Source organism: Allobosea sp. BE125, assembly GCF_031456075.1.
In the GTDB taxonomy this organism is placed as follows: domain Bacteria; phylum Pseudomonadota; class Alphaproteobacteria; order Rhizobiales; family Beijerinckiaceae; genus Allobosea.
Window position 1 is genome coordinate 445942 of sequence record NZ_JAVDTY010000001.1, and the last position, 12234, is coordinate 458175.

Annotated in this window: 10 protein-coding genes and 1 tRNA gene; 2 read left to right on the top strand and 9 right to left on the bottom strand. The window is 66.1% G+C overall.

The genetic code is table 11. The features are described 5' to 3' along the window. Positions 1–34: 34 nt before the first annotated feature. The 9 genes from J2Y55_RS02045 to J2Y55_RS02085 all read right to left on the bottom strand — a co-directional run bounded on the left by J2Y55_RS02045 (position 35) and on the right by J2Y55_RS02085 (position 10430). The gene (locus J2Y55_RS02045; RefSeq protein ID WP_310147134.1) at positions 35–1267 is read right to left on the bottom strand and encodes an ABC transporter substrate-binding protein; all 1233 of its coding nucleotides are present in this window, start codon (positions 1265–1267) and stop codon (positions 35–37) included. After that, on the bottom strand, positions 1240–2226 hold the full coding sequence (locus tag J2Y55_RS02050; RefSeq protein WP_310147135.1) for an alpha/beta hydrolase: 987 nt from the start codon (positions 2224–2226) through the stop codon (positions 1240–1242). The genes J2Y55_RS02045 and J2Y55_RS02050 overlap by 28 nt, the downstream gene beginning before the upstream one ends. After that, the gene (locus J2Y55_RS02055; protein ID WP_310147136.1) at positions 2226–2834 is read right to left on the bottom strand and encodes a GntR family transcriptional regulator; all 609 of its coding nucleotides are present in this window, start codon (positions 2832–2834) and stop codon (positions 2226–2228) included. The genes J2Y55_RS02050 and J2Y55_RS02055 overlap by 1 nt, the downstream gene beginning before the upstream one ends. A 333-nt stretch (positions 2835–3167) precedes the next feature. Then, a tRNA-Arg gene (locus J2Y55_RS02060) sits at positions 3168–3244 on the bottom strand. 253 nt (positions 3245–3497) lie between these two features. Next, positions 3498–4430 (bottom strand): 3,5-dioxohexanoate:acetyl-CoA acetone transferase, encoded by a 933-nt coding sequence (gene kce, locus J2Y55_RS02065; protein ID WP_310147137.1) that lies wholly within the window; start codon positions 4428–4430, stop codon positions 3498–3500. A 43-nt stretch (positions 4431–4473) separates the two neighbouring features. After that, positions 4474–5415: a 3-hydroxyacyl-CoA dehydrogenase gene (locus J2Y55_RS02070; protein ID WP_310147138.1), complete on the bottom strand. Its 942-nt coding sequence runs from the start codon at positions 5413–5415 to the stop codon at positions 4474–4476. Positions 5416–5590: 175 nt separating this feature from the next. After that, positions 5591–8116 carry a branched-chain amino acid ABC transporter ATP-binding protein/permease gene (locus J2Y55_RS02075; protein ID WP_310147139.1) on the bottom strand — a complete coding sequence of 842 codons (2526 nt, stop codon included), beginning with the start codon at positions 8114–8116 and terminating at the stop codon, positions 5591–5593. A gap of 8 nt (positions 8117–8124) precedes the next feature. Further along, positions 8125–9000 (bottom strand): branched-chain amino acid ABC transporter permease, encoded by an 876-nt coding sequence (locus tag J2Y55_RS02080; protein WP_310147140.1) that lies wholly within the window; start codon positions 8998–9000, stop codon positions 8125–8127. A 164-nt stretch (positions 9001–9164) separates the two neighbouring features. Further along, complete coding sequence (locus J2Y55_RS02085) at positions 9165–10430, bottom strand: ABC transporter substrate-binding protein (RefSeq protein ID WP_310147141.1); 1266 nt, start codon at positions 10428–10430, stop codon at positions 9165–9167. Between the two features lie 118 nt (positions 10431–10548). On the opposite strand from J2Y55_RS02085, the gene J2Y55_RS02090 reads away from it, so the two are divergent. Next, positions 10549–11328, top strand: a complete 780-nt coding sequence (locus J2Y55_RS02090) for a GntR family transcriptional regulator (protein ID WP_310147142.1) — start codon at positions 10549–10551, stop codon at positions 11326–11328. 122 nt (positions 11329–11450) lie between these two features. Beyond that, positions 11451–12227, top strand: a complete 777-nt coding sequence (locus J2Y55_RS02095; protein ID WP_310147143.1) for an SDR family oxidoreductase — start codon at positions 11451–11453, stop codon at positions 12225–12227. Positions 12228–12234: the final 7 nt, after the last annotated feature.

Sequence of the window (12234 nt, forward strand, 5' to 3'; positions counted from 1 at the left end):
GCGGGGGCCGGCCGTCCGGCCGCCGCCAGTCCCGTCAGCCATGGAAATGCTGCTCGATGGCGCGCATCATCTCGTCGGGCTGGATCTGGCCGAGCAGCGCTCTTTGCATGTTGGCCGGCCAGATCCTGGCGATGAAGTCCGGCGTCTTGGGCGAATCGGGCAGTGAGGCTGCGATCGGCAGCGAGGCGGCGCTCGCCTCGACGAAACGTTTGGGGTGCAGCGTCCAGTCCTTTGCCGCCGAGGAGGCGATCGGCAGTTGTCCGGTGAATTTGTTGAGCACCACGTTGTTCTCCGCGGTGGAGAGGAAGGCGCACCATTTGAAGGCGGCCTCGCGCGCCTTGCTGGCCGCGAAGACGGCGTTGGATTCATCGCCGAAATAGGTCCAGCCCTTGCCGTCGCGGCCACGCGGCACCGGCACGGCCGAGACCTTGTCGCCAAGTACGCCGACGATTTCATTCGCCGAGCCGATATGGTGGATGGTCATGGCAGTGCGGCCGGCTTTGAAGGTATCGACGATCTGGCGGAAGCTGTCGGTCGGCGCCGAGGCCGGTACCACCTTGTCCTTGAGCGTGAGATCGACGAACCAGCGATTGGCAGCGAGCGCTTTCTCGCTGAGCATGCCGCCCTTTTCGAAGCTGGCGCCGCCGCCGAGCACGAACGGCCCCCAATGGTCGAACCCGCCGGCGCCGCCGCGCAGGCCGAAGCCAGAGAGATCGGCCTTGGTCAGCGCCTTGGCCGCGCCACGGAAATCCTCGAAGGTCGCTGGCGGTTTCAGGCCCGCCTGCTCGAACAGATCCTGCCGGTAGTAGAGATAGAGCACGACATATTGCAGCGGCAGGTAATATTGCTTGCCGTCTGCGCCCTTGTTGAGCTTCCAGATGTTGTCGGCGATGTCGCTGCGTCCAGCCCAGCCGGCGATCAGGTCGTCGATCGGGGCAAGCGCCTTCATCTGCTGGAAGCGCGCGGCCCAGGACAGGCGGACCATGGCGCAATCGGGACCGTTGCCGGCGACGAGCGCAGCGAAGAGGCGGGTCTGGTAGTCGTTGCCGCCGCCCCAGGGAATGCTCTCGGCCTGAACCTTGATGCCGGGATTCTCGGCTTCGAACTTGGTGACGAGTTCAGCTGGCGAATGCTGCGGATTGTCGAAATGATACCACCAGCGCACGGTCGTCGCGCCTTGAGCGATGGCGGGGCGGGCGAGAGGGGCGACAAGCGGAACGGACAGTGCGCTTGCGCCCGCTAGCTTGATGAAAGCCCTGCGTTCCATGGTTGGTTTCCTCCGGTTTTTTTATCGTTGAGGTGGTCGGCAAGGTGTCGGCCGCCGGCCGCGAGCATGGCGGCGGCCGCAGTGAGTTCCCGGCTCATGCGCAGGCAGCCATGCACGACGCCGGGAACATGGTCGAAACGGAAGGGCACCCCGGCTTCGCCGAGGCGCCGGGCCAGCCCGATCGTGTCGTCCCGCAGCGGATCGAGCCCCGCGGCCGAAAGATAGAGCGGTGGCAGGCCGGCGAGATTCGACCGGACGGGAGCGGCTAGGCTCAGCGTTCCATCGGGCTCGCCGCCGAGAAAGTTGTTCCAGTACCAGCGCATGTTCGGGCTGGTGAGCAGGTAGTCGCCGCCGCCGAACGCCGCATGGCTCGGTGTCGAGAAATCGGGCTCGTAGCAGCCATAGAACAGCGCCGCGGCCGAGAGCGCCGGCATGCCTTCGTCGCGCCGGCGCAACAGTGCCGCGAGCGCCAGATTGGCGCCGGCGGAATCGCCCGCCACGGCGATTGCGCCGGCGGGAATGGCTTGGCCCAGGCCGCCTTGCTCCACGAAGGCGATGGCGGCCATGAGATCGTCGAGCGGCGCGGGGAAGGGGTGCTCGGGCGCGAGCCTGTAATCGACGCCGAGGACAGCGCAGCCTGCTTCCACTGCGAGATGGCGCATGGTGCCGTCATGGGTCTCGATCGAGCCGAAGGTCCAGCCGCCGCCATGGGCATAGACGATGACGGCGGAGACCGGCGCGGCCTCGGGTTGGTAAAGCCTCGCGCGCATGGCGGTGCCCGCAGTGGGAATGGCAAGATCGCGCGCCGGGATGGCTGGAGCGCCTTCGCTCCAGGGCAATGTCGCGGCATCGACGGTCGCGCGCGCCTCGGCGATCGGTGCGGCGCGGAAGTCGAAGGCCGGACCGCTGCGCATGCGCTCCAGGATCGCCTCCATCTGTGGATCGATCCAGGGCTGCATCAGGCTTCTCCGTCGCGCAGGACGATGGTGTCGATGTGCTCCGCGATCGCCCGCGACAAGCCCCCGCCGTCGCGGGCCGCGAGCAATGCGAACAGCTCCCGGTGGCGAGCGGCTGTCTCGACCAGCGGGCGGCGATGGCCCGGCGCCCAGAGCTTCGAGCGATGCGAATGCAGCGTGCAGCGGGTCAGGATCTGCTCGAGCGCGTCCAGCCCGGAGAGCCGGAAGATGGTCAGGTGGAAAGCCATGTCCAGCGCGATCAGGGCATATTCGTCGCCGGCTGCGGCGGCTGCGTCCATATCGGCCTGGATGGCCTGCAGACGCTCCAGATTGCCGCTATCGACATGCTGCGCCGCCCGCAACGCGCCGCGCAGCTCGATGCGGCGACGCAAGGCCAGAATTTCCTCCGCCTCCTCGGGGTCGAGCCGGGTGACCATGGTGCCGCGATGGCCGGAGCGGGTGACGAGTCCGTCCTCCTGCAGGCGGAAGAGCGCTTCACGGATCGTGCCCTGGCTGCAGCCATGCTCGCGCGCCATGCCGAGTTCGGTCAAAGCGCTCTCGGGGCGCAGCTCATTGATCATGATCTGTCGCTTCAGCGACTCGTAGACCACGTCGCGTGGCCTTCGGATCAGTCTGGGAAGAGGCGCGTTCATCAATATCGATAATGATAAACGCATCTTCAATGTCAAGCGACCTGTAAGCCGATGTCGGCGGGGCACCTGCACTATTCGCTTCCCGGCAGGCTATCCTGGGTGCGCGAGATCGCGTTTGCCGATCCTTCGCAGAGTGTCGAATGGGCGAACAACCTTGTTCACAGCCGCATTGCGACGTTGCTCAAGCCGAACGGGGCGCAAAAGCCTTGCAAGTTGGACCGCATCTGGACAGCGAAAGATTCAACGCTGTCGCTGCGTATCCCAGGACCGATGCTAAGTCCGTGAGAAGAATGGCGCGCCCGAAAGGATTCGAACCTCTGACCCTCAGATTCGTAGTCTGATGCTCTATCCAGCTGAGCTACGGGCGCGTACCGGGGCAAGCAGCGCGAGGCGTGCCGACCCGATGGCGCGGAGATAGCCGCTCTCGTTCGTCTTGGCAACCCTGAAATGATGCGCCGGCCAAGCTGATGTGGATGGCCGGCGGAAACAGCGGCTTGCCCGCTTGTGGAAGCGGTGAGCGAGCAGCCGCGATAAGAGCCACGTTCGATTTTGCGCCTTCGCGTCGATCCGCTTGCGGCGCCGTTTGGCTCCGCAAGCACGGAACCGGGCTGTCTGAGCGCGTCAGAAATTGACCTTGTCGGCGCCCTTGAGCTGCAGCTCCGCGCGGGCATCCTCGGGCGTCGCGACCTCGAGGCCGAGGCCTTCGATGATCATGCGGGCGGCGCGGACCTGGTCGGCGTTGGATTTCGCCAGCTGTCCCGGCCCGAGCCAGAGCGAATCCTCCAGGCCGACGCGCAAGTTGCCGCCCATCGAGACCGCCATCGCCGCGATCGGCAATTGGTGGCGGCCGGCGCCGAGCACCGACCAGTGATACTGGTCGCCGAAGAGCCGGTCGGCGGTGCGCTTCATATGGATGACGTCCTCGGGATGCGGGCCGATGCCGCCGAGGATGCCGAACACCGACTGGACGAAGAAGGGCGGCTTGACCAGGCCTTTGTCGACGAAATGCGCCAGCGTGTAGAGATGGCCGATATCGTAGCACTCGATCTCGAAACGCGTGCCGTTCTCCGCGCAGGTGGTCAGGATGTTCTCGATGTCCTGGAAGGTGTTCTTGAAGATGCGGTCCTTCGAGCCCTCGAGATAGGGCCGCTCCCAATCATGCTTGAAGTCCTTGAAGCGGTTCAGCATCGGGTAGAGGCCGAAATTCATCGAACCCATATTGAGCGAGGCGACCTCCGGCTTGAAATAAGCGCAAGGGCCCAGCCGCTCCTCGATGCCCATGGTCGGCGCGCCGCCGGTCGTGATGTTGATGACGGCGTTCGAGCGCTGCTTGATGACCTTCAGGAAAGGCTCGAAGGCCGCGGGCGACTGGTCGGGCTGGCCTGTCACCGGGTTGCGGGCATGGAGATGGACCAGCGCCGCGCCGGCCTCGGCCGCACCGACCGCCGCATCGATGATCTCATCGGCCGTCACCGGCAGATAGGGCGACATGGAGGGGGTGTGGATCGCGCCGGTGACCGCGCAGGTGATGATGACTTTGCGGTTCTTCGCCATGGCGATTCGTCCTTTCGGGCTTGGGGGCGATCTTTGGTCGATCTCAGGAGGGTTTGCGCGCGGAGGCGCGCTTATGCGCCTGCAGGGCGGCAAGCCGGGTGTCGCGCCAATCGCTCAGGTGCTTGACGCGTTCGGGCGATTGCGTGCCGGGCCATTCGCGCATGACCTCGGCGACGATGTCCTCCCCGAACGGATTGCCGAGGCCCTCGGACGATTTGACCATGCGGTTCAGGGACTCGGCATAGCGGGCGCAATAATCGGGAATGCCGCCGGGCGCATTGAGCTCGATCGTCTCGAACGGCCCCATGAAGGACCAGCGCAGGCCGAGCCCGTCGCGGATCGTCTTGTCGACATCCTCGGCGCTCGCCACCCCCTCGCCGACGAGGCGGAAGGCTTCCGCCAGCAGCACGGCCTGGAGGCGGTTGAGCACGAAACCGGGTTTCTCCTTGCGCAGCGTGATCGGCACCTGGCCGGCCTGCTCATAGAGCGCCTTGGCGCGGGCGACGATCGCAGGATCGGTCCAGGGCGCGGGCGCGAGCTCGACGATCGGCACGAGATGGGGCGGGTTGACGGGATGGGCGACGAGGCAGCGGGCGCGGCCTGCGAGGCCCTCGCTGAAGACGGACGCCATGATGAAGGAGGTCGAGGAGGCGAGGATGGTCGAGGGCGCCGCGAGCGCATCCATCTCGGCGAAGAGGGCCTGCTTGGCCTCGACCGTCTCCGGTCCGTTCTCCTGGACGAGTTCGGCGCCGGCCAGCGCGTCAGTGAGATCGGTGGCGACGCGAAGGCGGGCGGCCGAGCCCTTGGGATCGTCGACGAGCCCATGGCTGGCGAGTTCCTCGAGATTGGTCGCGATATGGGCGCGAGCCGCCTCGGCCGCGCCCGGCGCAACGTCATGCAGCGCGACCTCGAAACCGTGGCTGGCGAAGACGGTGGCCCAGGCGCGTCCGATCAGGCCGGAACCGACAATGGCGGTCTTTGTCATGCGGGGAGATCCTTCGGAATAGCTTTGAAATCCTCAGCCCTCATCCTGAGGAGCGCTCCGCAGGAGCGCGTCTCGAAGGATGCTTCAGCGCTCTCCGGAACCTCCTGGAGCATCCTTCGAGACGCTGCTGCGCGGCTCCTCAGGATGAGGGCTGCTGGTGGCGAAAGGTGCACCATCACAGCCACAGCACCTGCCGGCGCAGCGCCAGATCCTGGCTCAGCGCGCGCGAGGGGCCGGTGTGGACGACCGCGCCGCGCTCCAGCACGACGGTGCGGTCGGACAGCGCCAAGGCGAGATCGAGATGATGGTCGACGATCACGATCGCGATCTCCTGTCTCAGCTTGTCGAAGGCCTCGAACAATTCCTCGACGACGGCTGGCGCCAGACCCTCGAAGGGCTCGTCCAACAGCAGCACGCGGGTGTCGCCGGAGAGAGCGCGCGCTACCGCCACCATCTGCTGTTCGCCGCCCGAGAGGTAATCGGCCGGGGAATGCCAGCGCTGCTTGATGCGCGGGAAGAAGGCGAAGATCTTGTCGTCGTCCCAATGCGAACCATTGCCGGTCAGGCGCTTGAGCCGGCCAAGTTCCATATTGTCCTTGACGCTCATGCCGGCAAAAAGCCCGCGTCCTTGCGGTACATAGGCGATGCCGGCGCGCGCGATCACGGCTGGCGGCTGCCTGGCGATATCGGAGCCTGCGAGCGTGATCGTGCCGGCAGCCGGCGGGGCAATGCCGGTGATGGTCTTGAGCAGGGTCGATTTGCCGGCGCCGTTGCGGCCAAGCAAGGCGACGATCTCGTTCTCATGCACGTCGAGCGCGACCTGCCGCAGGATATGGCTCTTGCCGTAATAGGTGTCGACGCCGTCGAGCCCGAGCAGCACGGCTTCGCGCGCCGCGCTCTCGCGCGGCTTTTCGGCGAGCGCATGGGCGCCCGAGCCGATATAGACCTCCTGCACGCGCGGCGATGAACGCGCATCCTCGACGGTGCCGTCGACCAGTACCGAGCCCTCGTTCATCACCGTGACATGGTCGGCAATGGCGAAGACGCGGTCGATATCATGCTCGACCAGCAGCACGGGCAAATCGGTCGAGATCGACTTGATCAGATTGCCGACGCGTTCGCGTTCGGCGGCGGCGAGGCCGGCCAGGGGCTCATCGAGCAACAGCACGCGCGGCTTGGTCGCCAGCGCCAGCGACATGTCGAGCAGGCGCTGGCCGCCATAGCTGAGCGAACCTGCTTCCGCGCCCTCGATGCCGCGCAGGCCCATGGTGTCGATGACCTGGCTGGTCTCGTCATTGACCTGCGCCAGCGAGGCGGCGGCGCGCCAGGGCGCGAAGCGCTCGCCTGAGCGCGCCTGCACGGCAAGCCGGACATTCTCGGCGACCGTGAGCGTCGGGAACAGGTTGGTGATCTGGAAGGCGCGGCCGATGCCGGCCTGGGTGATCGCCTCCGGCGAGAGCCCGGCGATCTGGCGCTCGCGCAAGCGGACCTCGCCGCGATCGGGCTTGAACAGGCCCGAGATCAGGTTGAAGGCCGTGGTCTTGCCGGCGCCGTTGGGGCCGATCAGCGCATGCAGGCGGCGGTCCTGCATCGCGATGTCGACGCCCTCGACGGCCTTGATGCCGCCAAAGCTTTTGGCGAGGCCGGTTGCGCGCAGGATCGGCCCATTGACGCTGTCGACGGGTTTCATGAAGGCCGGCAGCGTCACCGCGCCAGCCTGGCGGGCCGACATCGCCGCGTCGCCATCAAGCTGCTTGCGGAAAGGGCGGAGCAGGCGCTCTCCGACGCCGACGAGACCGGTCGGGGAGAAGACGATGAAGGCGACGAAGAGCAGGCCGAACCAGAACAGCCAGTTCTCGGTCGCGCTCGAGAGATAGTCGCGGAAGATGACGAAGAAGAGCGCGCCCAGCGCCGGGCCGAGGAAGGAGCGCATGCCGCCGATGACGACCATGGCCAGCAATTCGCCGGAGAAGGCGACCGAGATCGGGTCGGCCGAGGTCATGCGGTTGTTGAACATCAGGAGCGAACCGGCAAGCCCGGTCAGCCCGGCCGAAAGCGTGAAGGCCGCAAGCTTGTAGCGGTCGGTCGCATAGCCGAGGAAACGGGCGCGCTGCTCGTTCTCGCGGATCGCGACCAGCACGGTGCCGACCGGCGAGCGCTGGAAGCGCCAGAGCGCGAAGACCACCGCCATGCCGATGGTGGCGACGAGTATGTAGAAGGGCAGGGCCGCCTCGAAATCGATGCCGAGGAAGAGCGGGCGCTTGATGCCGCCCAGGCCATCCTCGCCGCCTGTCACCGCTGTCCAGCGAAAGGCGACGGAATAGGTCATGGCGGCAAGCGCCAGCGTCAGCAAAGAGAAATACACGCCCTTGCGACGCAGGATCAGCGCCCCGAAGGCGAAGGCGATGAGCGCCACGAAGGCGACCGCGAGCAGAATCGGCAAGGCGAACTGGCCGGGGAACCAGTTGCGCTGCATCAATCCTGCGGCATAGGCGGCAAGCCCGAACCAGGCGCCATGGCCGAAGGAGACGAGCCCGGTCGTGCCGACCAGGATGTTCAGCGCCATGCAGGCGATGGCGAAGACGACGATCTCGGTTGCCGAGGTGGTGCCGAGCCCGATCGCATGCATCAGCGACGGCAAGGCGAGGAGGCCTGCGGCTGCGATCAGGAGCGGCGCATAGTCGCGCGGGGAGGGTGTCATGGCGTCCCTCACTCGAAGCGCTGGATGCGTTCGCCGAACAGGCCGCGGGGCCTGAACAGCAGAACGAGCAGCATCATCAGATAGATCACGGCGGTCGACCATTGCGTATAGCCGAGCCCGATGGTGATGCCCTTGACCAGGCCGACCATCAGCGCCGCCACCACGACGCCCCAGAAGGAACCCAAGCCGCCGATGACGACGACGACGAAGGCGGGCGTGATGATCTCCTGGCCCATGGCCGGGTGGATCGAATAGATCGGTGCCAGCAAGACGCCGGCGAGCCCCGCAAGCCCGATGCCGAGGCCGGCGACCGCGACCATATAGGGCTGCAGCGAGATGCCGAGCGCGCCGACCATGTCGGGGTTCTGCACGCCGGCGCGCACGACCCGGCCAAAGGCGGTGCGCTGGAGCAGGAACCAGAGGCCGAGCACGCAGGCTGCCGCAATCAGCAAGAGCAAGGCGCGGTAGCGGGAATAGATGAACTCGCCGAGGAAGATCTGGCCGCGCAATGCGGTAGGAATCGAGAAGGAGAGCGGCGGCGCGCCAAAAATCATGCGCAGCGACTGCTCGGCCACCATGGCGAGCCCGAAGGTCAGGAGCAGCGAGAGGATCGGGTCCGAGCGGTAGAAGCGCTGGAACAGGCCGCGCTCGACGACGATGCCGATCAGCGCCACCAGCAGCGGCGAGGCGATGATCGCGCCGCCGAAGCCGATATGGGGCGCGAGCACGATCGTGAGATAGGCGCCGATGGCATAGAAGGCGCCATGGGCCAGATTGACGATGCCGCCGAGCGAGAAGATCAGCGACAGGCCAAGCGCGATCAGGAGGTAATAGACCCCGTCGAGCAGCCCGTTCAGTACCTGCTGGATGAAGAGGGTGAGCAAGGGTTGGCCTTTGCAGTTTCGATCAATCTACCGCGCGGTCATCCCGGGCGACCGAAGGGAGACCCGGGATCCATGCCGGAACGCTTCAGGCATGGATCCCGGATCGGCGCGGCTTCGCCGCTTGTCCGGGACGACGGCGCGGATTTGGCAAAGACGGAGCGTTCTCAGCTCATCTTGCAGATGGCCTCGTCGCCTTGGGTGGCGATGACCTCGAGATCCTCGCTCGGGCCGGGAACCGGTGGCGATGAGGTGAAGAGGTCCCACTGGTTCTTCACCTGCGCCGCCGGCAGAGCGGTGATCGTGTACATCTCGCTCATCAGCTGGTGGTCGGAGGCGCGGAAATAGCCGGGCCGCGTCTTCATCACGTCGAACTTCGCGCCCTTCTCCCAATATTCGAGGATCTTTGCGGTGTCCGTGCTCTTCAGCTCGTTCATCGACTGGGCCATGATCTTCACGGCCATGTAGTCGCCCCAGGCCTGGTTCTCCGGGGGCTTGCCGTATTTCTTGGTGAAGGCCGCGACGAATTTCTTGGTCTCGGGCGTGTCGATCAGGTGATGCCAGACGCAGGGCCAGACGCCGCCGAAATTGTCCTTGCCCGCGGCCCAGGCGAGCGCCGTGTCGAAGCCGAAGCCGGCGACCGGGAAGGTCAGGCCGAATTCGGAATACTGCTTCAGGAAATTGGTGATCTGGTTGCCGGCGAGGTTGGAGATCACCAAATCGGGCTTGGCAGCGCGGATCTCGATCAGCAGCGCCGAGAAGTCGGTGGCATCGGTCGGCACCAGCTTGTCGGCGGCGAACTGGCCGCCATTGGCCTCCATGAAGCGCTTGGCGACCTTGAGCAGGTCATGGCCGAAGGCGTAGTCGGCGGTCAGCGAGAACCACTTCTTGCCCTTGACCAGTCCCTGCGCCATCAGCGAGCGGCCGCAGCTCTTCACATACATCGAGTTCTGATGCTCGACATGGAACATGTAGCGGTTGCAGCTTTCGCCGCGCAGCGCGTCGGAATTGCCGCCGGTATTGACGAAGAGCGTCTTGTTGCGGGCAGCGACCTGCGAGATCGTCAGGCAGGAGGCCGAGGAAATCTCGCCGAGGATGCAGGCGACCTTGTCGCGCTCGATCATGCGCTCGGCCTTGGTCGAGGCGGTCTGCGGATTGACCGAATCCTCCTTCAGCGCCTCGAGCTTGCGGCCGTTGACGCCGCCTGCCGCATTGATCTCCTCGACCGCGAGATCGACGGCCATCACGCCGTACTCTCCCAGCGGGCCGAGGAAGCCGGTGCGCGGCGTCAGATGCCCGTAGCGGATGGCGTCGGGCGTCTGCGCCAGGATCAGCGCGGGGCTGGCGATCAGCCCGGTGGCTGCGCCCGCGCCGATGCCGACCAGCGCCTGGCGGCGCGAGACGCGGAATTTCGATGGCTGTCGATCTGTCATAGGCGTTCCTCCCAGAACGGTTCCGCGCTTTGCGCTGGATTGTCGAGCCGTGGTCTTTTTGAATTCGCGGTCTTGGAGCCGCTTGTCGTGATCTGTGATCACAGTTAGGTTGGCAGACATGATTGGCCATGTCCAGCCCTCACCCGTTCCTGCCGCAGCGACGAGCGACGACGCCTCCGATGCGGCGGCTGCGGTGCGCGATCCCTGGGCGCTTGAGGAGGTCGGCGCGCTGGCGCGCGAGACCCTGGGCGAGCGGGTCACCGCCGAATTGCGCGCGCTCCTGGTCGCAGGCCGTCTCGCGCCGGGCGAGAAATTGTCGCTGCGCCGCGTCGCCGAGGCGCTCGGCGTCTCGATGATGCCGGTGCGCGAGGCGGTCAGTCGGCTTGCCGCCGATGGAGCGCTCGAGGTGCTGCCGGGGCGGGCGGTGCGCGTGCCGGTGCTGACGCTGGCGCAGTTCCGGGAGCTGACACGATTGCGGCTGGTCGTCGAGGGCTTCGCCGCCGAGGAGGCGGCGCGCAAGGTGACGTCGGATCAGCTCGTCCGGATCGCGGCGCATGAGGCCGCCTTCAGGCAAGCTGCGAGCGCCGAGGCACCGGATCCGGCCGGCGCTGTCGCCGCCAATCGCGACCTGCATTTTTCTCTCTACGAGGCGGCCGGCATGCCGAGCCTGGTCGAGATGATCGAGCGGCTCTGGCTCAAGGCCGGGCCGATCCTCAATCTCGATATGCGCCATGAGCCGCGCCGGCTCAAGGGCGGCCGCGCCATGCAGGAGCATGAGAAACTGCTCGCGGCCTTGCGGCGCGGCGATGCAGCGGCGGCGCGGGCGGCGCTGGAAGCCGATATCGGCGCGGCAGCGGCACATATCGAACAGACAGAGCAGCTCAAGGAATCGGGTTGATTCCACGGGAGTGTTTTCGAGCGAAGTGGATACCGGTTCCCTCGCGACAAACGCGAAGCGTTTGCGCGGAGAAAACGCGTCAAAACAAAGGGCTAGAGCCCGCAGCACAGGGAGAGAGCGTCATGGATTTGCAGATCGAGGGCTTGCGCGTGCTCGTCACCGCCGGCGCGGGCGGTATCGGGCGCGCGACGGCGCGCGCCTTCGCTGCCGAGGGGGCGAGGGTGCATATCTGCGACGTCGATCGCGATGCGTTGGCCGCGATGGCGCAAAGCGATCCGGCGATCACGCAATCGGTCTGCGACGTCTCCGACCGCAAGGCCGTGGGCGGGATGTTCGGGGAGGCGCTGGCGGCATTGGGCGGGCTCGACTGCCTGGTCAACAATGCCGGCATCGCAGGCCCGACGGGCCGCGTCGACGAGATCGACCCGGCGGATTGGGACGCTTGCGTCGCCATCGACCTGACCGGCCAGTTCAACTGCACGCGGCTTGCGGTGGAACATCTCAAGCAATCCGCCAATGCCAGCATCGTCAACCTGTCGAGCCAGGCAGGGAAGCACGGCTTTCCCCTGCGCTCGCCCTATGCTGCGGCGAAATGGGGCGTGATCGGCTTCACCAAGGCGCTGGCCGCCGAACTCGGGGAGTTCGGCATCAGGGCGAACGCGATCTGCCCGGGGCTGGTCGACGGCGCGCGCATCCAGAGCGTCATCGCTAACAAGGCGCGCAGCATGAATATCTCGCATGACGAGATGGCGGCGCGGCTCTTTGCCGGTGTCTCGATCAAGCGCTTCGTCGATCCAAACGATATCGCTAAGCAGATCGTCTTCCTGGCCTCGCCCTTCGGCAAGACGATCTCTGGCCAGGAGGTTTCTGTCTGCGGCGATACGCGGATGCTGAGCTGAGGGAGAG